This window comes from Nostoc sp. CENA543 (assembly GCF_002896875.1).
Taxonomy (GTDB): domain Bacteria; phylum Cyanobacteriota; class Cyanobacteriia; order Cyanobacteriales; family Nostocaceae; genus Trichormus.
In genome coordinates this window covers 3,476,066-3,498,569 of the sequence record NZ_CP023278.1, presented here as the reverse complement: position 1 = coordinate 3,498,569, position 22,504 = coordinate 3,476,066, and the positions used below count along the sequence as shown (strand labels likewise).

The following is a 22,504-nucleotide window of genomic DNA, read 5'->3' as shown; positions in this document are numbered from 1 at the left end:
GTGTGAGGAAGATCACGTTAGATATAACTAACCAATCACATTCAATGTGGAACTGAAAAAGCTATTAATTTTTTAAAGGATTGGGGTGCTTCTGTGATTGAAAGGAGTAGAAAACACACAGGCTCTACTGAACAAAATTTGAGTGGGTCTCCAGCCCCTATTCAAGTAAATGATAATAGCTCAAACCACCACCTAAAAGTGCAGAAAATAGATAATTATTCTCTGGATATATCCAAAGAAGATTTTATGGTCACAAAAAGCCAAAAATCAAATTCTTTGCTCAACACTAATCTCAATTCAGATTATGACGGACTAATTCCCAAAACTATCAATACTGCTACTTTCCCAGTTAGGAGTTTTGATTCCGATCCTCCAAAAGTATTAGTGGTTGATGATCACACAGCTAGCAGAATGACTGCTGTCGCCTTACTATCGCTAGAAGGCTATACAGTCATTGAGGCAGAAAGTGGTTACATAGCTGTGGAAATGGTCAAACAACAGCAACCTGATCTAGTTTTACTAGACGTAATGATGCCTGGAATGGATGGATTTGAAGTCTGTCAATTAATCAAGCAGGAAGAAAACACAAGATTAATCCCTGTAATTTTCATTACAGCATTAAACGACAGGCGATCGCGCATTCAAGGCATTGAAGTTGGAGCCGATGACTTTTTAAGCAAACCCTTTGACCGAGTAGAACTAGTAGCACGCGTCAAATCCCTCGTGCGCCAGAAACGTTTAAATGAAGATTTAGACCACGCAGAACAAGCACTATTTTCCATCGCCAGAGCCGTGGAAAGTCGTGACCCCAACACAGGCGACCATTGTGAGCGACTAGCCAAGATCGGCCAAATTTTTGGGGAATATCTCAATCTCCCCCGTTGCCAAATTCGAGATTTAGGATGGGGTGGTTATCTTCACGATATCGGTAAAGTAGGAATACCTGACGCAGTTCTGCTTAAACAAGGCGAACTCACTCCTGAAGATTGGGAAATTATGAAACAACACGTAATGATTGGAGAAAAAATTTGCCAACCATTACGCAGTATGCAAGGTGTAATTCCCATTATTCGCCATCATCATGAACGCTGGGATGGTTCAGGTTATCCCGATGGTTTAAAGGGAAATGAAATTCCCTACATTGCTCAAGTATTCCAGATTATTGATATTTACGATGCTTTAACTAGCGAACGTCCCTATAAAAAAGCGTTCACTCCCGAAGAAGCATTATGTATCATGTTAGATGAAACTGATTCTGGATGGCGCAACCCTGAACTCATGCAGCAGTTTGCTGAATTTATTCTCTCGTGTGAATCTCATTAAGTTAATGTTAACTGTTGACTGTTTGCGGTTAGCTGTAAATAGCTAACCGTCGATGAATTTATGATTCTTTGTACAATGTTAGGCGTTACTTCAGTGTAAATGTAGCTTTTTGATCACTAATATTTACACTTGTAAAATTGCTAAAGTGGTCTCCGTGATGATCAGACCATTTAATTTCAAACTCAGCATCAGTCACACACTTAATATTCAGCCTAAGTGTATTTGACCAACTATCACCAGCCTGCAAATTACTTTTTGATTTTTCATCATGCCTTAAACCGAGACAAGTTTTTATTGATTAGTCACTTGATCTCAACCGCAGAATTTGATTTTAGGCGTATAGCCACACTCCCCGCATGAGCAGGTAAACCTTCGGCTGTGGCTAAGGTGACAGCAGCGTTACCAACTTCCTGTAGTGCAGCTTGATTGCATTCTAAATAGGTGATGCGTTTGAGAAAATCATAAACACTCAAACCAGAGGCAAAACGGGCAGAACGGGATGTAGGTAGAACATGATTAGGGCCACCTAAATAATCACCGATGGCTTCTGGGGTGTAACGTCCCAAAAACATACTACCAGCACATTTAATTCGACTGGCGAGTAGTTGGGGATGATCTACGCACAATTCTACGTGTTCGGGAGCTAGTTGATTAAGTAAGGGGATGCTATCTGCTAAATCTTCGACAATAATCACAGCACCATGTTTTTGCCAACTTGTGCTAGCTGCTTCTTTGGTGGATAGTTGGGGAATTACTTGTTCAACGGCGGCGATGACTTGTTGAGCAAAGCTTTCCGAGTCAGTAATTAAAATGGACTGTGCGCTGGGGTCATGTTCTGCTTGTGAGAGTAAATCCCAAGCTATCCATTCGGGCTGGTTTTGAGCATCTGCGACCACTAAAATCTCAGAAGGCCCGGCGATGCTATCTATACCTACAGTACCGAATACTTGACGTTTAGCTTCAGCTACATAAGCATTACCAGGGCCGACAATCTTATCTACAGGGGTGATGGTTTCTGTACCATAGGCGAGGGCTGCTATCGCTTGCGCCCCACCAATACTATATATTTCCGTGACACCAGCTACTTGAGCCGCCGCCAATACTGCGGGATTGATTTCCCCACGAGGCATGGGTACTGTCATCACAATGCGTTCTACACCTGCGATTTTAGCTGGTAGGGCATTCATCAGTACAGAACTAGGGTAACTGGCGCGTCCTCCGGGGACGTAAATCCCAACTTGGGATAAAGCTACCCAATTTAAACCGAGTTTTACGCCTACGGTGTCTGTGTAACCAATATCCTGGGGTAGTTGCTTACTGTGGAAAGCACTGATGCGTTCAGCCGCTAATTCTAAAGCGGCTATAACTTCCGGTGGGCATTTAGCTGCTTGTTCCGCAATGAAGGTTGCACTTAAACGCAACGATTCAGGGTTGAAATGGTCAAACCGACTGGTGTATTCTTTAACTGCGGCATCACCGCGCACTTTGACATCAGTGAGAATGTTATGCACTGTACCACTAACATCAACTGTTGCTTCCCGGCGGTCATTTACAAGGGCTTGGAATTTGGCGGTAAAGTCTTTGTCGGTTGTTTTCAGAAGTTGCATGGACAGTTTCTCTGAGCTAGTGCTGCCTGGCAGCAGGGACAATATTTAGTGTAGAACGCTGGGAGAGTTTCGTGACAGTGAAATTCTTCAGTCAAAAGGGTGTCAGAGAAGCAGAGCCGAAAAATTAATAGCCAATGACTGCATTACTGATCTGCTCAAGACGCTCAGTGCTGTTTTTTATTGATTCCAACATTTGAGAAACTTCTAATAACAAAGCTTCGCTATTTATTTCTGGAGAATTTTGTACATAATTCAGAGAGATTTCTGCAAATTTTTGTCGGTGAGATGACAGGTTATTAATTACTTCTCTCATCACTATTTGACTTTCTTGCAAATACTCATTTATGCCACTACTGGAGTTATGTATATTGGCTGTTGGCACATGAAGCATTGATGATAATGGGGCTGGTTTTAACTGGTGCAGTTCATCTAAAGTACGCTGAATACTAGTTTCTAAATCTTGAAAGTCTATAGGTTTATTAATGAAGTCACAAGCACCTAAATTCATAGCTTGTCTGATGAGTTTCAAATCTTCGTAAGCTGATATCACAATAGTTTTGATATATGGGCGAAATTCGCGGATTTTGCCAATTAATGTTAAACCATCCATCTCTGGCATATTAATATCAGTAATCACCAAATTAGCAAGGGGATATTCTTGTAACTTTTCCAGAGCTTCTATGCCGTTATAGGCAAAAATAAACTCATATTTTTCTTGTGATATCTGGTTTCTGAAATAGTGAGATACTAGACGTTTAACTAGTTTTTCATCATCTACAAATAGAATATATTCAGGCATAAATTTAAATTCTCCATTAAAGTTTCATTTTTTATGAGTTGTGAAATTAGCAGGCAAGATGATAATAAATTCTGTATACTCTCCCAATTCAGTGTTAATTTTTATATCTCCTTGATGTTGAGCGATAATGATATCTTGGATAAGAGACAATCCTAAACCCGTTCCTTCACCTGGTGGTTTAGTAGTAAAGAAAGGATTGAATATTTTGTCAATAATATCCGGTGCTATTCCTTGACCATTATCACGAATGATGATCATGAAAGATTCACCTAAATTTTTAGTTTTTACAATAATTTTAGGAATAAAATTATTGTCACTATTTTGTTTTTTCTTATAGGCTGCATAACAGGCATTATCCACAATATTTATTAAAGCCCTATTCAAATCTTGAGATACTACAGCCATTTCTGGTAGAGTAGAATCATAATCAGTTTCTATGGTAATGTTAAAGCCATGCCATTTATTCGCAAGACTGCGATATGACAATTTTACTGATAGGTCTAATAAAGCATTAATATCCGTAATTTGGTGCTGATAGTTATTATCAGAGCGAGCCAACTTTAACATACTCTGAATGATATTGTCAGCTCGTAATCCTTGCTGTTTGATGTCGCTAACATTATCTACAATGTCAGTAACTAGCTCTCGAATATATTGGAGTGTTTTGGGTTTTAATTGTTCAGATTCAGCTTCAATCGCTATTAACAAATCTTTGACTAAGTCAACTGAAATAGCAGCGAAGTTATTCACAAAGTTGAGGGGATTTCTAATTTCGTGGGCTACTCCGGCTGTGAGTAAACCTAAAGAAGCCAGTTTTTCTTGAGCGATAATTTTATTTTGAGCTGCTTTTAGTTCTCTTGTTCTTTCTTCTACTTTAATTTCTAAATTCCGGGAATATTCCCCTAGTTGTTCATATAGTAAGGCATTTTCTAGAGAAATGGCAGCTTGAGAACAGAGAACTTGTAAAATGGCTAGGCGATCGCTAGTAAATGCACCAACTGTCAAATTATTTTCTAAATACAAAATTCCCAGAAATTTCCCTTGATTCATAATGGCTGTGGCTAGCACTGATTTTGGTTGCTGAGATTGAATATAGGGGTCATTCCCAAAATTAGATTCATGGATAGCATCGCCTAATACAACATTTTCATGGGTTCTAGCTACATAGTTAATCACGGATAAAGGTAAAGTATATTCATGTAAATCTCTAGTAGGATCGAAACTAATTATCCCTGTTTTATCTACGCAAATTTCTTTACCTAATTTCTCATTACGGCTGAGAATTAGACAACCACAAGAAGCACCAGCATTTTCCATGACAATTGACATTAATTTCTGGAGCAATTCTGGTAAAAGAATTTCCCCAGAAATGACTTGTGAAGCTTTAATTACTGTGGCTAAGTCTAAATCTTCACTTTGACTAGTGTGAGTTGTAATCACACTATTACGAGTAGTCAAAGATTTTTTGCGGTGATTAACTATTGTTTTTTTAGCAAGTAATTGGGGATATTTGGCAACTAAATCTTCTACTTTGCGCGTCGCACCCCATAACTGATAACTATAGTAAGCTTCAATCATATACAGTTGGGCAATATTTTCTTTACCTTGACTAAGCCAAAATTTAGCTGCTAATTCATTAGCTAAGGCAACATTCTGAATAAATTCATGTGTTTGTGCTGATTGAATGGCTTGATCATATAAGTTCATCGCTGCTAAATATTGTCCAGAAATCCGCGCCATTTCTGCGGCAATCAAAAGATACTTATGCAAGAAATTCTCTTCACTATTATTAGCCCAAAGTCGCATTAGTTTTTGGTTAGCAACTAATTTTTCCCAATATTTTGTTTTTTCTTGGTCGCTAAATTCAGGATAAAGAGATGTGAGGATGAGTGATTGGGCAAAGTTATGATCAGCAATAGGAATTAAACCTTTCATGTATTCCCGATGCTGTTCTGCTTCTAAAGAATATGAGAGGGCTATTAAATATTCATCATAAAAATACAGAATTTGTGATTTGAGTGTTAAGTAACAAAATAAGGGTGCAGAACTATTGCGATCGCGACAACCTGACACATACTCTAATTCGCTAATTTCATTACTATTAAAATCTAGGTTTCCTGATGTTTGACCCGTCAAATTGAACAGTCCTAAACGTGCTGCTATCATGGTATCTTTTGCCCATTGATTCTGATTTTTTTGGACAAATTGCAAACCGTTATCTAACTCAGATAAAACATCTGCTAATAAAACCCCCTCAAATAAAGTATTAAATATTTGAAATGCTAGAATATATCCAGCAAATTGTAAATCACCAGACTCTAAACCTGCGTGATATCCTTCTTGATTAATTGCTCGCGTGAATTTGATATGTTTAACCCAATTGGTTTGAAAATTAGCCAACACAAAACAGGCTTTACATTTTTGTGCTAAATTATTAAACTTCTCACTGACAGCTAAAGCTAACTTGCCAAACTCATAACCAGTCTGATAGTCTCCCCAAATTGCACCGAGTAACATCCCATAATTAGTGTAGCCTTTGACTGACTCACCTAAATTGCCATATTTAAGCGAGAGATTTAATAACTCTAAAACTACTATCTTATAAAGTCTTTGATCAGCAAGATATGTGGCTGGATCAACATTCATCAACAAGTTCAACGCCACTATTTTTTCAGGAATTACCATTTCTGGCTGATTAATTAAACTGGCAATATCCTGGTTTTTTAAAAGTTGATTAGCCTCGGCAATTAAAACTGCTAACGCTGCTTCAAAATCAGTTTCAGGTAAATAAATTCCTAAAAGAGCCAACCCCTTGCGAGCTGATGCGATCGCATCATCTAATTTTCCCAGCAGAGTGTATTGTACAATTAGCAAATTATAGATTCTAGCTTTTTCTAGATCAGTCTTGGTTTGCTCTAGCAAAATTGCGATTAAAGCTTGGGATTGCTCAAAATTACCAAGCAAATATTCTACTTCTGACCTTTCTAAATGTAAACTCAATGCTAAATCATAATGGTCTTGCCATATATCTCCAGGTAAAATATCTATACCTGCAATTAGATATTGTAAAGCTGCACTATAAGCAGTAGCTTCCTTCGCTTTTTTACCTGCTAATAAATTTAATTTGGCTAATTCAGTTTTTTCATCATCCTGACATAATAACTCTCGGCTTAGATTCAAATGATCTACAACTTCAAATATACGATTTATGAGTTCTGTATGAGAGATATTATGTAGTAATAACTGACCGATTTGCAGATGTAGACTTTTTTTTCTGTCTTCGTTAATTAAAGCATAGGCTGCTTGCTGTACTCGGTCATGCAAAAAGCGATAGTTAATAATTAGTAAAGGGGATTTAATTAAATCTACTTCTGTGATTTCTAAATCAGATGTAGCTAAAATTAGACCTTCTTGAGCCGCAGGAATAATATTATGAAAGGTTGCTGTTTTCGATTGTTCGGAAATAATTGTTAGGGTATTTAAATCAAAGCTATTCCCAACACAGGCAGAAAGTTGGAGAATATGCTGTGTACTTTCAGGTAATTTTTTTAATTTACCAATCATTAAATCCACAACATTATCTGTAATTCCCAGTTCTTCGATTTGCTCAATATTCCATTGCCAACTAAGATTTTGTAAATCAAACAATAATAAATTTTCTTGATATAATGTCTTGAGGAATTGATTAACAAAAAATGGATTACCACCGGTTTTAGTTGTTACTAATTTCGCCAATATTTCTACGGAATTTATGTCACTATATAAACTTTCGGCAATTAATTGCTTAATATGTTCTAAATTGAGTGGCGATAAGGTAACTTGATTAACAATAAAATCGGATTTTTTTAAGCTTTCAACAGTAATGATAGTTGGATGATTAATATCTACTTCATTATCTCGATATGATCCAAGTAAAAATAAATATCCTAATTCTTCATCCCTCATAATTAAATCAATTAATTTGAGGGTAGCAGAATCAGCCCATTGTAAATCATCTAAAAACAGAACTAATGGATGTTCTTTTTGGCAGAATAGGCGAAGGAAGTTTTGAAAAACCAGGTTAAAGCGGTTTTGAGATTCTGTAGGGCCTAACTCTTGGATTGGTGGTTGCTGGCCAATAATTAGCTCTAATTCTGGAATCACATCAATAATTACTTGGCCGTTAATACCTAAAGCAGTTAATATCTTATCTTTCCATATTTGCAGTTGACTTTCACTTTCTGTTAATAATTGTCGAATCAAAAATTGAAAGGCTTTAACTACGGCACTGTAAGGAATATTTCTCTGGAATTGGTCAAATTTACCAGCAATGAAATATCCTCTGCTGGCTGTAATTGGTTTATAAATTTCTTGTACTAAAGTTGATTTACCAATACCAGAATAGCCAGCCACTAACATCATTTCTTTGTTACCTGCACTTACTCTCGTGAAAGCTGTGAGTAAAGTAGCAATTTCCGGTTCTCTACCATAGAGTTTCTGAGGAATTTTAAATTGATCGGAAATGTCTTGACTAGCCAAAGTAAACGGAAAAATCTGCCCTTGACGTTCTTGCATCAGGCAAAATTCTAAGTCTGCTTTGATTCCTAAAGCACTTTGATATCGTTCCTCGGCCGTTTTTGCCATTAATTTCATGACAATATCGGAGAGGGTTGTGGGGATATCAGGATTAATTTCGTGGGGTGAAATTGCTTGTTTAGCTAGGTGACAATGGACTAATTCTAAGGAGTCATCAGTCTCGAAAGGTAGTTTTTGAGTTAATAGTTGATAGAATGTGACACCAAGGGAATAAAAGTCCGTTCGATAGTCGAGGGTGCGGTTCATTCTTCCGGTTTGTTCTGGTGACATATAAGCGAGAGTTCCTTCTAAAACATTTGGATGTTTTAGGGTAGTATTTTCTCGCGTAAACATTGTAGAAATACCGAAATCAATAATTTTAACGATACCTGTTTTGGAGTTAAAAACTATATTGCTGGGATTAATATCTTTATGAATGATATTAGCTGCATGGATTTGCGCTAAGGTATCAGCGATGTTGATTGCGATCGCTAAAAATTCTCCCAAGGATTTAAAATGCTGAGTGGGTTGTAAAGCATCACCGCCAAAATCCTCTAAGATAATTACTAAAGTTTTTTGATAAGCTTCTAAAGCATATGCTTTCACTACCCCATCTAAATTTAATTTGCGGGTAATCTCATACTCTTGCTTATATCTAGTCAGTTCTGCTGATGTTGGATAATCTTGCTTGAGAACTTTGAGAATCACAGTTTGCCGATCTTGCTTTCTCATACTCCGATACACTTCGGAATTGTCACTATCATAAATTTTCTCTACTACTTGATAGCCAGCCAGTTTAATCATAAATGATAGTCCTCGTCGTATCTTGATAACTCATGATGTGGATAACGGTATTATTCCCAAAATAATAGCTATGATGACATCATCATTTTATATTTATTAGTTAATACTTTCAGACACAGATACAGATAGATACTATGGCTAGACTGTATGATTACAATTGACATTTAAAATTTATCGTACAAGATAGAAGTATTGAGAAACACATCAACAGCATGGGCGACAAACATCAATTCCTGGGAACATATTCTCAGTTTTTACTGATTTAAATAAAACAATTATTTTCAATGATTACTGATAAATACTGAATTATTTATCATTCAAAAAACGAGTTTTATAAAACCTATTTTGCTTGCGTATGAATACTGATTTTGAAAATTTAATCCAAATTAATTACCCTTCTATGACTAGTGAAATAAATGATGATATCAAACAATTTAGTCTGACATATGAACAATTTGTGACTCTATTTCCCTTCCATTTGATCATCAATCGTGAGATGAAGATTGTACAGGTGAGTGAAAGGATTCAGCGTATTTTTGCACCCATTACATTACTTGGAAGTTCACTGATCGAACATTTCCAGATTCATCGCCCCAACCGCTTAGTAAACTTTGAATCGATGAAACAGCGATCGCGCTCAGTGTTTTTATTGCGACCTCAGCACAAAGAAATCCAGTTCAAAGGACAAATGCTGTATCTAGAAGCCTCTGATTCCCTCTTGTTTCTGGCTTCTCCTCACATCACCGATATTGCTGATCTCAAAAACTTAGATCTGAGTATCAACGATTTCCCTCTGTATGACTCTGTTCTAGATAATCTGTTTCTATTGCAAGCCCAAAACACTGCTTTGGCAGATGCCCAAAAACTCACCACACAACTTAAATCTCAACAGGTAGAATTACGCGCCACAGTCTTATTATTGAGCCAACTGATTGAAAGTTTACAAATCGGCATCTTGCTAGAAGATGAAAACAGAGGAATTTTACTGACTAATCAGGAATTCTGTCGGCAGTTTGGTATTCTCCACACCCCTGAAGCCTTGCAGGGTCAGGACTGTCAACAGATAGCTGAGAATAGCCAATACCTGTTTACCCAACCAGAGCAATTTATTTGTCATTTGCAGGAAGTCATCAAGCAAGACAAAATCGTTCTCCATCAAGAATGGCAGTTACGAGATGGACGAATCTTGGAACAAGATTATATTCCTATCATACTGGATGGCCATTTATACGGTCATCTGTGGAAATATCGTGATGTTACCGAAAGAAAAAAAGCAGAAAATGCGGTGAAATTGAGTGAAGAACGGTTAAAACTCGCTCTAGATGCTGTGGCTGAAGGCATTTGGGATTGGAACTTAGTAACTGGAGAAATTTACCGCAGTTCACGTTGCTTCACTATGCTAGGTTACGCCCCAGAAGAGATGGAAAGGATAGGGGTTCAACTGAGAAATCGGTTGATTCATCCAGAGGATTTCCCCCGAATGCAACGACAACTAAAAGCCCACATTTGCGGAGAAACCCCCGTATATGAAGCGGAAATGCGTTTACTATCTAAATCTGGAGAATGGAAGTGGATTTTAGACCGAGGTAAATTAGTCAGCACTGATTCCCAAGGAAAAGCTTTGAGAATGGTGGGAACACATTTAGATATTACCGAACGCAAACAAGCTGAAACAGAACTGAAGCAGCAATACCAAAGAGCTTTGTTATTAAAGCAAATGACTGAAGAAATTCGTCAGTCCTTAAAACTAGAAAAAATTCTGCAAACAACAGTCACAGAAGTACAGAAGATTTTGCAGGCCGATCGCGTCCTCATTTTCCGCATCAACCCTGATGGGTCTGGTAAAGTGGTGGAGGAAGCTGTTGTTCCTGGATGGTCAGTAACTCTGGATCAAGATATTAATGATCCTTGTCTCAGGAAAGGATATCTTGACTGGTATCGTGCTGGCAATATCACTACTATTACTGATATAGAGCAAGCAGGATTTCAAGCTTGCCATATAGAATTTTTACAGCGATTTCAAGTCAAGGCCAATCTAGTCGTGCCGATTTTGGTACGGGATAATTTGTGGGGTTTATTGATTGCCCATCAATGCGATCGCCCCAGACAATGGACTGAACTAGAACTGGATCTGCTCAAACACTTAGCAGATCAAATGGGTATAGCCCTGCATCAAGCCCAGTTACTATCTCAAGCCAGCCAACAAACCGAACTCCTCGCACGGCAAAATGAAGAACTCAACCAAGCCAAGCAAGCAGCAGAAACTGCCAACATGGCTAAAAGTAACTTCCTCGCCACCATGAGTCATGAAATTCGCACTCCCATGAATGCGATTATTGGTATGACTGGGCTACTGTTAGATACGACTTTGAACCCTGAGCAACTAGATTATGTAGAAACTATCCGTAATAGTGGTAGTGCTTTATTGACAATCATCAATGATATTCTCGACTTTTCTAAGATTGAATCTGGCAACCTAGAGTTAGAAGCACAGCCCTTCGAGTTACGTACCTGCGTTGAAGAAGCTTTAGATTTGTTAGCACCGCAAGCTGCTTCCAAAGGGATTGAACTGATGTATCAACTGTCATCAGACACACCCACACAAATTATTGGTGATATTACCCGCCTGCGTCAAATTCTCTGGAACTTAGTCAGCAACGCCGTCAAATTTACCAATGAAGGAGAAATTCTGGTGGCGATCGCCGCCCGGCCATTGCTGAACAACAGATATGAATGCCAATTCACTATCCAAGATACAGGTATCGGTATACCTAGCGATCGTCTGCATCGACTGTTTAAGCCCTTTAGTCAAGTAGATGCTTCCATGACCAGACGTTATGGCGGTACTGGTTTAGGATTAGCCATCAGCAAGCGTTTGTGCGAAATCATGGGCGGCAGAATGTGGGTAGACAGTGAAATCAACCTTGGTTCTAAATTCCATTTCACAGCCATTTTCCCTGTCCAATCTCACGATATTGATAATTACCTCGATGCTGATCCGGAACTAGTGGGCAGACGCATATTACTAGCGGTAGGCAATGCTAACTTGCGTCAATGCTTAAGCTTACAACTTCAAACTTTAGGATTATCCGTCCAAGTCGTAGATTCTCAAACTGCTGCCCTGCATTGCTTGTGGGAACAGACACCCTTAAATTTGGCTATCTTGGATATTGATAGCCCCAGCATCAACAGCCTCAACCTGATAGCCAAGATTCGTGCCTTACCCAAATATCAAAATTTACCTTTAGTGATGTTGAGTTCTAAAGGGAAACAAACCTTAGAAGTCAAACAAATCGCAGCAGAGTTTACTGCCTTTTTGCAAAAACCTGTCAGACAGTATCAGCTACATAACACACTCTTACAAATCGTGCGTGGTAGTTGGGTAAAACAGTCAAATTCTTCAGTTGTTCTTCCCTCATACTCCCGGTTGCCAAAATCGATCCTACCCAACATTGATCATCAGTTAGCCGAAATTTTACCATTCAAGATTTTGCTAGTTGAGGATGTGTTAGTCAATCAAAAGATTGCCATTAAAATGCTACATCGGCTAGGTTATCGCGTAGATGTGGCTAATAATGGTTGTGAGGCCTTAGAAGCTTTACAAAGACAAATCTATGATGTGGTGTTTATGGACATCCAAATGCCAGAAATGGATGGCTGGGAAACAACTCATCGGATTCGCACAGATTTTTCTCCTACAGTCCAACCTTGGATTATTGCCATGACAGCCCATGCCCGCCCGGAAGATTGTCAGCAATGCTTGCAAGCGGGGATGAACGATTACATCAGTAAACCCATTAGTGTAGAAGCGATAGAAGCCGTCCTAAAAAAATTCGGTTATGAGCATTATCAAGTCTCAAAAATTACATCAAACTTCATAGAGCAAGTTGCACAGCCAATGGTGAAAGATAACCTATCCCCTACACCAGAAACTCCACATTCTTGTACAAGTGAGGTTGACTGTAGTTTTCCTCCTTTAGAATCGGTGATTGACCTGAAAACCATAGCGTATTTACGTCAAATAGGCGGTAACGAAGCCGATAACATGATTGCGGAAGTCATCCAGATCTACCTAGAAGATACCCCAGCAACTGTGCAACAGATTAAAGACGCTTTAGCTGCGGGAGAGCGTGACAAGTTGAAAAAAGCTTCTCATGCTTTGCGATCGCCTAGTGTTAGTATTGGCGCACTCAATCTCGGAAAACTCTGCGCCAACATAGAAGATGTAGCAGATAAACAAACATTAGAGCAATTATCTAGTCTGGTTGATCAACTAGAAAGGGAGTATAACAATGTTGTTAATGCTCTCCAATTTCTTTTAGTCAAGGGTCATTAGTCATTAGTCAATAGTCAATAGTCAACAGTCAATAGTCAATAGTCAGTAGGGGCGGGTTCAGTGAGAGATTCACGTTGTCAAACAGATATTTTGGTTAAACCCGCCCGTACATTAGTCAACAGTCAATAGCCAACGGTTAACCGTTAACCAAATTCTTGAAATTTGAATTCTAAATTTTTTCCCCAATCCTACAATGTCTGATTCCAAAGTCAAAATTTTAGTAATTGATGATGATCGTGTTATCCAACTCATTATCAAAGGAACATTAGAAGAACAAGGATATGAAGTAATTCTTGCTGCTAGTGGTATCCAAGGATTGGAAAAAGCACATAAATATCATCCGGCGATTATTATTTGTGATTGGCAAATGGATGAAATGGACGGCTTAGAAGTGTGCAGAGAAATTAAATCTCAACCATTGCTAGCAACTACCTTTTTTATTTTATTGACTTCTAGAACATCTGTAGAAGACAGAGTTGAAGGTTTAGATACAGGTGCAGATGATTTTTTGAGTAAACCTATCGAGATGAGTGAATTAAAAGCACGCGTCCGAGCTGGATTAAGATTATATCAAGCCAATCGAGAACTACAAAGATTAGCGAAAGATTTAAAAGTCCAAAAACAGCTTTTAGAAATAGAACTGAAAGAGGCTGCTGATTATGTCACATCGATTTTGCCTGCACCGATGTCAGGAGCCGTTACTATCGACTATCGGTTCTTACCATCTCGACAATTAGGTGGTGATTGTTTTGATTACTATTGGTTAGACGATGAAAATTTAGTTATTTATTTACTTGATGTTTCTGGACATGGACTAGCAGCAGCACTACCGTCAATTTCTATACATAATTTATTGCGATCGCGTTCTCTACCTCAAGCTAAACTCCACCACCCATCTGAAGTATTGCAATATTTGAATGAAGTCTTTCAAATGGATAAGCACAATGCTCAATACTTTACAATTTGGTATGGTGTTTTTAACCGCAGTTCTCATCAGCTAACTTACGCTAGTGCAGGACATCCTCCAGCTTTACTGTTTTCCCCCTCAGAACAATCTGGTTTAGAAGTCAAACAATTATGCACGCCTAGTTTACCCATTGGTGCTTTTACACAAACAGAATATCATCATGCTGTATGCGATATTCCAGCATCTAGTAAACTCTATGTTTTTAGCGATGGAATTTATGAAGTTGAAATATCTGATGGTAGTATGTGGGGTTTGAGGGGATTAGTGAATTTATTACATTTATGTAATGATTCATCCGAATCTGATTTAGACTTGATTTTAACAAAGATCAAGATGCAAAGTAATAGTCCAAATTTTACTGATGACTGCTCTTTAATAGAAATTAATTTGAGCTAATTAATCTGATAATTAATCATCTGGTTATTCCAGATGATTATTAAATTTTGATAGCGGTTTTAAAATCCGACTTTACTCAGTACAAAGATAATTTTTTTGTGTGGAATTTCCATATTATAGCGTTTCCTAGTCTGCTGAGGTACAAATCTCTGTGTAACTCTGCGATTTACTCCGCGCCCCTCTGCGTTGCAAAATATTATCTGTACCTCACTTAACTGGGAACCGCTATAATAGATATATTAAGCATGAAATATACTCTACAAATAATGATTGTAGAGAGGTAGTGATTCTATCTCTCTACAATCATTAGAAATTATAAATAACCCCTGTTCATATAAAAAACAGAGATTATTACGTGTAATTTGAACTATATTATCTAGCTGCTTATTGTTGAGGTACGGTGGCAATAAAAGATGAGTGGTCAGGAAACACCTCAAAAATATTTGCTGTATCACTAAGTTCGAGAATCATTCTAATTTGCTCATTGAGTGAACAAAGAACTAGTCTTCCCTTCTTTTGCCTTACGGTTTTTAGTGTCAAAAGCAAAGTTCCAAACCCAGAACTATCCATAAATTGAATATCTTGACAGTCAACTAAAACTGTTTCGATATGTTTATCAATCGAGTCCATAACTTCTTGATAAACTTTTCTACCTCTTCTACCATCAAAAATTCCACGAGGCTGAATAACTTTTACTTTCTCTTTGTGATTCATATTTATCCCTGAAAAACAATTTTTGCTAAATACTGATTAATACTAGTCAATATAGTATTAAGTTGGAATTATTTTACACATGATTTAATTCCAGATATTAATTAATTAAAGGCTTTTTCAAAGATAGGCAATTTCTATCTCCTGATTCGCGAGTGTAGCTAATTGTCCAACCATATTCTTTTCTAAGTTTTAGTAAAAAAATGCACCCCCAGTGAGATTCGTGGACTAAGGGATTAAATGCGCGATCGCTAACTTCTCGATGAAAATTTTCTAAAGCTAGTTCAAAATCAAAAATATCTCCTTGATCCCAAATACAGACATGGAATAATTCCTCAGAGATTTGTACATTTATATCCACAGGAGTCTCAGGATTTAAGTAGCAGTGAGCATGGCGTACTGCATTTGTAAAACCCTCAATTACAGCTGTTTGGGCTTCTAGCCATAATTGATGAGTTACAGGGGTGTGGTTGAATTGCTCAAACCATTCTACAATTGTGGATATGGCATCTAGATCGCTGGCAAGTTGTAGGATAGAGTCATGGATTAACACATCAGGTTTGGTTAATTTCATTTAATATTTATACTGCTCCTGAATCTTTGTTGAACACAACAACAATCGTTTTCAAAATTAGCTTTAAATCATAAAGCAAACTCCAATTATCTTGATAACGTAAATCCAGTTTAATTACATCCTCAAAATTACGAATTTTTGAGCGGCCATTTACTTGCCATTCACCGCTTAGTCCGGGTTTAACATCTAGCCGTTGCCAATTATTAATTTCGTATTGTTCTAATTCATCGGGAGTTGGGGGACGAGTACCAATTAAACTCATATCGCCGATGAGAATATTCCAAAATTGGGGAAATTCATCCAGACTAGTTTTACGGAGAAAGCGTCCAACACGGGTGATTCTAGGATCATGATCATTCTTGAAAAAAGCACCAGCAGCTTGGTTAGGAATTGTGGCTTTTAGGGCTTCTGCATTTGTTACCATTGAACGGAACTTCCAAATCCGAAACTTGCGTCCCATCCAACCACAGCGCATTTGACTAAATAATATAGGCCCAGGACTATCTAGCTTAATGGCGATCGCAATCGGTACAAATAACAATCCTGTCACACCCAAACCCAAGATAGCACCGACAATATCAATGCCACGTTTAATAGGCGATCGCACAGAAGGATGGGTTAGGGGTGGACGCTTCTCCGACTTGCGGTTGAGAGTAGGAGTAGTAGGTTCTGTATGGTTTTCGATATTTAAGAGTATATCCAACCCTACTAAACTAAAAGCTAATTGAACCTGCTGGTTAACACTCCATAAAACCAATTCGATTTTTTTAGTTTGTGCTAATTTGAGGCTACTAATCATTGCCCCAACACCACTACTATCAATAATTGTGGTCTGCCCCCAATCTAAAATGATTTTGGTAATAGTAGAATCGGCTACCAATGTTTTAAACAACTCGCGAAATTCCACCGCCTCAATCACAGTTAATCTGAGGGGCATCTGCACTAATAAAACATTTTTGACGCGAGTAGTCACAAGACTTAATTTTGCTGAAGAGTTAGAAGCTACCATTGTTATACACCTACCTGTAATTGAGTATTTGTTTGACCAAAACGATTTTGTAGACTATTGCAAAGCGCGATCGCCACAGCGTTAGAGACATCAGCAACCGATACTTGTCTAGGCTGCTGTAAAAATCGCACCAAATCACCAGGACACCAAGCAATAGGAACATTAATCTGCGATAGTGCTAAAGCTAGTTCCACTTGATGATCATCAACGTGTTCTTGAAACTCCTGACTGCGCGCCACCAAAACATAAGGCTTATCCAACGAATCCAACAGTAGTAAAGTTCCTTCACCACAGTGAGCAATCACAATTCGTGCTTGACGAATCAAATCTTGAAAACTCTCTTCTTTGAGAAAACGATAAACCTTCGCACCAGCAGGTAAAATCGTCGAATTACCGTACTGCACCACAATTTCTTCTTGAATTAATTCACTTTGTAATAACACCTCAACCCAGTGCATGAGGCGATTAAAAGGATATTGTTCTGTACCAACGGTGACTAAAATCATATTTTGGAGGGGTGTGAGGGTTTAGGGGTGTGAGGGTGCAGGGTAAAAACTAATAACTAGCCCTCTTGTGGGCTGATGAGTTCAGCTTGAGGGTAACGGGCTTGTAGTTGCGGCCACTGCACATATAGAACACTGAGAAAGGGTAAAACTAGCTTGGCGGATAAACTCAAAGTCTGAATTCGGGTGACAGATTCGATAAATACTGTTTGACTACCAAAGAGTTTTCCCAGAATCAAAAAGGGAACAGCCACACCAGCACCTGTAGAGATGATGATGTCAGGTTTAGTTTCTCGAATGACTTTCAAAGCTAAGTGGAGATTCTTGAAAAAATTCGGAATATTACGGTTAGTAGGACTATAAGCCCAATAAACAGTTTCTCCCTCTAGAGTAGCTTTTGTTGTAGCTGTATTAAAACTCACCCAAGTGCGATCATAATTTTCCCAAAAAGAACGTAATTGTTGCAGACCTTTAAAATGTCCACCGGAGGAGCAAACCAATAATACTTTCATGCTTGATGTGATTGGAGTAAAGGAATTTGATATTAGGAGAGTAAAGGAAAGCTATAGTCAACAGGAGCCAGTGTGTTGGGCGGCTCTGCCGACTTAAAGCAACTGACGTTCAACAGTCAACAAATCTGCACTTTTAACTTGTTCATTGTGAATGCGTCGTTTTTGAGTGATACCGGTGATTTGCATCATTAATGTTTCTAACCATTTGTAAACAGATGGGGGTAAAATCCAGAGCAAATATGCAGCACCACAAGAGATTAATGTGCGTCGAGGCTCCTCTAATAGAATTCGCCAATGGGTTTTTAATGCTTTGTGTAGTAAGCTCACAGCTAGTTCAGGCGATCGCTGTCTTACTGCTCTCCTGGCTAAATACCGTAGTTGATAAGCTCTAGCCCTATTGCCCCAATTTTTAATAAACTCAGGATTATAAACTTGGGTTTTGACCAAAATTTGCTCCCAAGATTCGTATTGTTTGAGAATATTAGCCGATAAACCGCCCATATTGACGCGATAAAGAGTCAAGGCTTCGGCTATACCTTCGATTTTCCAATTAGTTTGCAAAGCAATCCTCAGCCAGCATTCGATATCTTCAGATTGACGGAAGCGATCGTCAAAGTAAAAGTCTTCTACTTCACCATATAAATTTTCCTCAGACTGAATCTCTTTCAGAACATCTCTGCGAATAACTACTGATGAGCCATTACTGATGGGATTACGACAGAACAAGTATTCTGGTGTAATATCAGTTAACTTCGGCATTTGATAAATTCCTAGAGGTTGACTCTGTTCATCAATCAAAATCGAGCGAGAAAAACTCACACCCACAGCAGGCGATCGCTCCAAATGTTCAACGTGCTTTGCTAACTTCTCTGGTAGCCACAGATCATCACTATCAATAAAGGCTAAATATTCCCCTTGTGCATGACGAATTCCGGTATTTCTCGCCCCAGCTAACCCCCGATTCCGTTGATGAACAATTTTTATCCGCGCATCATCCAAATCTTGGCAAATCTCAATACTCTTATCTGTGCAACCATCATCAACGATAATGATTTCAAAATCCTTATAGGTCTGCGCCAACACTGAGCGCAAAGTCTCAGCCACAGAACCTTCAGAATTATAAACGGGAATAATCACAGATACTTTCATAAAATTAATTTGTAATTAACTCTTCTCAACTCTTACTCTCTGAGTAAACCAAACCTTTTCTATTAACCACATTCCCAACACCGCCACCAAAGTTAAACAGCTCCGCCGTGGCTCATACACCAACAACCGCCAATCAGAACGCAAAGCACGAGTCATAAAATCCATTCCTACATCCGCAGATATTCGCAAACGAAAAGCACGCCGAGCCAAATAACGCAGATGTAAAGCTTGAGCCAAATTAAAATGACGCTCTACTAATTCAGGTGCATAAACTTTTGCTTTCTCTACCAGTTGATTCCAACCTGCTTCCATCCGATATAAATTTGCCGAAAGTCCGCCAGAACTAGTACGATACCGAGTTAAAACTTGGTCTATACCTGCAATTTCCCAATTACCAGTACAACTGACTCTCAACAACCACTCCAAATCCTCGGAATAGCTCATGTCGTGACAAAAGCCTCCTACCTGCTGAAACACTTCCCGACGAACTACCCAATTAGAGGTTGTGGTTGTGGGGTTTTCAAAGAGGAAATATTCTGGTTTTAAATTAGTTAAACGGGAACTAGAAACTTGTCCGCTAGCTTCACCCGCTTGATTTAATATCTCCACTTGGGAGAAACTTACCCCCAATCGGAGATGGGACTGAAAATGTTTGAGATGTTGGTAGAGCTTATGTGGTAGCCATTGATCGTCAGCATCGAGGAAAGCCAGGATTTGACCTCGACTTTTTTCTACACCCAAATTGCGGGCAGTAGAAACACCCTGATTCAGTTGATTGATAAGATGAATACGTTCATCTACTGTTTGATATTCTCCGATAATTGCCACAGTGTCATCCGTAGATCCATCATTGATGATCAATAATTCCCAATCGGCAAAAGTCTGTTGTTTTACAGAGGCGATCGCAGCTGGTAGAAACTCAGCCGCATTATAAGCAGGGATAATCACCGATACCATTGGATTAGTAATTGTCATCCTTTCGCCTCCTGTAAAACTTTGGGTAACGTCTTCCAAGTTGCCCAAACTGTGTAAATTGGTTGCAACACTAGATGGGTAGCCATAACTGCGATCGCGGCTCCTAAAATCCCCCATTGTGTTCCTACCCAAATTCCCGTCGCCAAACACACGGTAAAAATTACATTCCAGCGCAATTCAATTTGCGGTTGTCCAAAGGCGCGGAACATTAAGGAAGCCGCATCAGCAAAGGGACGGGATAAAGCCGAACAACAAATCAGCATTAGAATCGGTACTGCTCCCCTTTCTACCCATTTTTGCCCAAATACTAGGGGAATGTAGAAGGGAGCTAAACTCGATTGCAACACTACTAAAGGCACAATCATAAAGGCGATTTTTCGCAGACTTTGCAGATAGCGTTGGGCAAACAACACAGGCTGAGAGTTGAGGTTACACAAATCGGAAAATAATGAGACACGTATAGCATTTATTACACTTAAACTCATCCCCAATCCGGCATTAAATGCAAAATAATAAACGCCTAATGCTTGTAAACCAACAAACCGACCAATTAGCAAGTAGTCTATGTTTTCCCGAAAAATTGTGAGTAATTCGACACCAAGAATGCGAGTAGCAAAAGATGTAATTTGTCGCCATTTGGCAAAGGTGACAGATTGAGTCATGCGCCAAGAATGATGTTTAAACGTGAGAATAATCCAGATGGGGGCGACTAAGAACTTCGGGAAAATGATTGCCCACATTCCCCAACCAGCCAGAGCAAAAATCGCCGTTAACACGTTATCTGTAGATACTTGCACTGAACTAATCAAAGCCAAAATATTCAGGCGGTTTTCCCTTCTAATCAGGGCTGTTTGCACCATCGCTAAGGGATAAATCAGATATGTAATCGCAATCAGACAAATCGGTAAAATTAAGTTTGAGTTACCGTAGAATCCGGCGATCGCTAATGATGCCAAACATTGGGCGGTAAATAACACCCCAGCAATCACCCAATTCAACCCGTAAGCAGTACGACATAACTCTTCTACCTCGCTGGCATCGGCTTGCACAATTTTGTCAGCGATGCCATTACGGGTGAACACGCGAATAAATTCGTAAGTCGTCAGAACAATTGCCGCCAGTCCATAGTCTTCGGCACTGAGAAACCGCGCCAGAATGACTGTAGTAAAGAGGCGAAACACCCGAATGACTAATTCAGAAGCCCCCATCCAGCCAATATTACGGATGAAGCGGTCTTTTTTAAAAGCTGCTAAAGTTTCTTTCATACAATCGCCTCTAGTAGCTTTTGCCAATTAGATAAATAGTTATCCCAAGCATTGAGGGCAGAAGCTTGTCCCTGTTCTCCCATCTGGGCTAATTCAGCCGGAGGTAAATCAACCAATCCCTGAATCGCTTTAGCTAATGCGACGGGATTGTCTGGAGGAATCAAAATGCCGCAGTTTTGCACCTGTTCACTCAAACCATCTACCGCCGAAGCAATTACGGGTTTACCTGCTGCCCTCGCTTCTAAGCAGACATTCCCCCAAGCTTCCCAACGGGAGGGAATCACCACCGCATCGCATTGATTTAAAAAAGCTGGGACATCATCGATGCGTCCCACAAATTGAATTTGAGGACAGCTAGCCGCTAGTTGTTTAAGTTGGGCTTCATCTTGCCCACCGCCACCTATACGGACAATAATTCCAGGATGGGATAGCTGTTTGACAGCATTGATTAAGACATCAAAACCTTTGTGGAAACACAACCTGCCGTATGCGCCGATGATAAAGGGTTGATCAGATAGCCTAGATTTGGGAGGAACAGCCAAGAAATTATCGACAATTCTGGAAGATTGAATCAGCGCAATTTTTTCAGCAGGTAATAATTGATTTTTAAGCATCCAATTTTGTTGTCCTTGGGAAACAGCGATGACGCGATCGCAGATTCCGTAAGCAGTTTTGAGCATCCGATGAAATCTACCAGATGAGGAGACATTAAAAGTTTCAAAGCCTGCTGAATAGTGATGTTCGTTAATAATTAATTTGGCAGCAAATTTCAGATTCCACAGAGTTAATAGACTGCGCCATGAAGAAGCCGCGTGAACTATGATCGCTTCTGGACGCTGCTTTGATAGTACAGATGATGCTTCCGATATGGGGGCAATAGTAAATTCAAATTGTTGTGATAGGTAGGAGTTTTCTAGGCTTTTTAAGGTAGCTTTAATGCCACCAGTCCAGCCCATACCTTGACCACCGATAAAGTGACAAATTTTTGCTTTCATCTTGATATTAATATTGTGAAATTAA

At 39.0% G+C, this 22,504-nt stretch carries 15 protein-coding genes; 3 read left to right on the top strand and 12 right to left on the bottom strand.

Annotation, left to right across the window (positions count from 1 at the left end; genetic code table 11):
• The first annotated feature begins 93 nt into the window (after positions 1-93).
• Positions 94-1,323 carry a two-component system response regulator gene (locus CLI64_RS14430; protein WP_103137867.1) on the top strand — a complete coding sequence of 410 codons (1,230 nt, stop codon included), beginning with the start codon at positions 94-96 and terminating at the stop codon, positions 1,321-1,323.
• Positions 1,324-1,625: 302 nt separating this feature from the next.
• Here CLI64_RS14430 and hisD read toward each other — a convergent pair whose 3' ends face one another.
• From hisD to CLI64_RS14415, 3 genes are all read right to left on the bottom strand, one after another.
• Positions 1,626-2,930 (bottom strand): histidinol dehydrogenase, encoded by a 1,305-nt coding sequence (hisD, locus tag CLI64_RS14425; protein ID WP_103137866.1) that lies wholly within the window; start codon positions 2,928-2,930, stop codon positions 1,626-1,628.
• A gap of 124 nt (positions 2,931-3,054) precedes the next feature.
• The gene (locus tag CLI64_RS14420) at positions 3,055-3,729 is read right to left on the bottom strand and encodes a response regulator (protein WP_103137865.1); all 675 of its coding nucleotides are present in this window, start codon (positions 3,727-3,729) and stop codon (positions 3,055-3,057) included.
• A gap of 24 nt (positions 3,730-3,753) precedes the next feature.
• Positions 3,754-9,087 carry an ATP-binding sensor histidine kinase gene (locus tag CLI64_RS14415; protein WP_103137864.1) on the bottom strand — a complete coding sequence of 1,778 codons (5,334 nt, stop codon included), beginning with the start codon at positions 9,085-9,087 and terminating at the stop codon, positions 3,754-3,756.
• Between the two features lie 400 nt (positions 9,088-9,487).
• Here CLI64_RS14415 and CLI64_RS14410 point away from each other — a divergent pair, with 400 nt between their 5' ends.
• Both CLI64_RS14410 and CLI64_RS14405 read left to right on the top strand, forming a co-directional pair.
• Positions 9,488-13,423 carry a response regulator gene (locus CLI64_RS14410; protein ID WP_103140729.1) on the top strand — a complete coding sequence of 1,312 codons (3,936 nt, stop codon included), beginning with the start codon at positions 9,488-9,490 and terminating at the stop codon, positions 13,421-13,423.
• 193 nt (positions 13,424-13,616) lie between these two features.
• Positions 13,617-14,786, top strand: coding sequence for a PP2C family protein-serine/threonine phosphatase (locus tag CLI64_RS14405; protein ID WP_103137863.1), 1,170 nt, complete (start codon positions 13,617-13,619; stop codon positions 14,784-14,786).
• 384 nt (positions 14,787-15,170) lie between these two features.
• On the opposite strand, the gene CLI64_RS14400 is transcribed toward CLI64_RS14405, so the two are convergent.
• From CLI64_RS14400 to CLI64_RS14360, 9 genes are all read right to left on the bottom strand, one after another.
• Positions 15,171-15,500, bottom strand: coding sequence for an STAS domain-containing protein (locus CLI64_RS14400; RefSeq protein WP_103137862.1), 330 nt, complete (start codon positions 15,498-15,500; stop codon positions 15,171-15,173).
• A gap of 97 nt (positions 15,501-15,597) precedes the next feature.
• The gene (locus tag CLI64_RS14395; protein ID WP_103137861.1) at positions 15,598-16,071 is read right to left on the bottom strand and encodes an anti-sigma regulatory factor; all 474 of its coding nucleotides are present in this window, start codon (positions 16,069-16,071) and stop codon (positions 15,598-15,600) included.
• Positions 16,072-16,078: 7 nt separating this feature from the next.
• The gene (locus CLI64_RS14390) at positions 16,079-17,080 is read right to left on the bottom strand and encodes a sugar transferase (protein ID WP_103137860.1); all 1,002 of its coding nucleotides are present in this window, start codon (positions 17,078-17,080) and stop codon (positions 16,079-16,081) included.
• 2 nt (positions 17,081-17,082) lie between these two features.
• Entirely contained in the window at positions 17,083-17,586 is a 504-nt protein-coding gene (locus CLI64_RS14385; protein ID WP_103137859.1) for a glycosyltransferase, read from the bottom strand.
• A gap of 56 nt (positions 17,587-17,642) precedes the next feature.
• A complete protein-coding gene (gene pssD / locus CLI64_RS14380; RefSeq protein ID WP_103137858.1) occupies positions 17,643-18,095 on the bottom strand; it encodes a PssD/Cps14F family polysaccharide biosynthesis glycosyltransferase in 453 nt (150 codons plus the stop codon).
• 93 nt (positions 18,096-18,188) lie between these two features.
• Positions 18,189-19,244, bottom strand: a complete 1,056-nt coding sequence (locus CLI64_RS14375; protein WP_103137857.1) for a glycosyltransferase family 2 protein — start codon at positions 19,242-19,244, stop codon at positions 18,189-18,191.
• A 15-nt stretch (positions 19,245-19,259) separates the two neighbouring features.
• On the bottom strand, positions 19,260-20,219 hold the full coding sequence (locus CLI64_RS14370; protein WP_103137856.1) for a glycosyltransferase family 2 protein: 960 nt from the start codon (positions 20,217-20,219) through the stop codon (positions 19,260-19,262).
• Positions 20,216-21,484: a lipopolysaccharide biosynthesis protein gene (locus tag CLI64_RS14365; RefSeq protein ID WP_103137855.1), complete on the bottom strand. Its 1,269-nt coding sequence runs from the start codon at positions 21,482-21,484 to the stop codon at positions 20,216-20,218. The genes CLI64_RS14370 and CLI64_RS14365 overlap by 4 nt, the downstream gene beginning before the upstream one ends.
• On the bottom strand, positions 21,481-22,479 hold the full coding sequence (locus CLI64_RS14360; protein WP_103137854.1) for a glycosyltransferase family 4 protein: 999 nt from the start codon (positions 22,477-22,479) through the stop codon (positions 21,481-21,483). The genes CLI64_RS14365 and CLI64_RS14360 overlap by 4 nt, the downstream gene beginning before the upstream one ends.
• Positions 22,480-22,504 lie beyond the last annotated feature (25 nt).

Bases quoted from the DNA above. Each gene is read 5' to 3' on its own strand.
- hisD (WP_103137866.1), bottom strand. From the start codon at position 2,930: ATGCAACTTCTGAAAACAACCGACAAAGACTTTACCGCCAAATTCCAA.
- CLI64_RS14420 (WP_103137865.1), bottom strand. From the start codon at position 3,729: ATGCCTGAATATATTCTATTTGTAGATGATGAAAAACTAGTTAAACGT.
- CLI64_RS14415 (WP_103137864.1), bottom strand. From the start codon at position 9,087: ATGATTAAACTGGCTGGCTATCAAGTAGTAGAGAAAATTTATGATAGT.
- CLI64_RS14410 (WP_103140729.1), top strand. From the start codon at position 9,488: ATGACTAGTGAAATAAATGATGATATCAAACAATTTAGTCTGACATAT.
- CLI64_RS14405 (WP_103137863.1), top strand. From the start codon at position 13,617: ATGTCTGATTCCAAAGTCAAAATTTTAGTAATTGATGATGATCGTGTT.
- CLI64_RS14400 (WP_103137862.1), bottom strand. From the start codon at position 15,500: ATGAATCACAAAGAGAAAGTAAAAGTTATTCAGCCTCGTGGAATTTTT.
- CLI64_RS14395 (WP_103137861.1), bottom strand. From the start codon at position 16,071: ATGAAATTAACCAAACCTGATGTGTTAATCCATGACTCTATCCTACAA.
- CLI64_RS14390 (WP_103137860.1), bottom strand. From the start codon at position 17,080: ATGGTAGCTTCTAACTCTTCAGCAAAATTAAGTCTTGTGACTACTCGC.
- CLI64_RS14385 (WP_103137859.1), bottom strand. From the start codon at position 17,586: ATGATTTTAGTCACCGTTGGTACAGAACAATATCCTTTTAATCGCCTC.
- pssD (WP_103137858.1), bottom strand. From the start codon at position 18,095: ATGAAAGTATTATTGGTTTGCTCCTCCGGTGGACATTTTAAAGGTCTG.
- CLI64_RS14375 (WP_103137857.1), bottom strand. From the start codon at position 19,244: ATGAAAGTATCTGTGATTATTCCCGTTTATAATTCTGAAGGTTCTGTG.
- CLI64_RS14370 (WP_103137856.1), bottom strand. From the start codon at position 20,219: ATGACAATTACTAATCCAATGGTATCGGTGATTATCCCTGCTTATAAT.
- CLI64_RS14365 (WP_103137855.1), bottom strand. From the start codon at position 21,484: ATGAAAGAAACTTTAGCAGCTTTTAAAAAAGACCGCTTCATCCGTAAT.
- CLI64_RS14360 (WP_103137854.1), bottom strand. From the start codon at position 22,479: ATGAAAGCAAAAATTTGTCACTTTATCGGTGGTCAAGGTATGGGCTGG.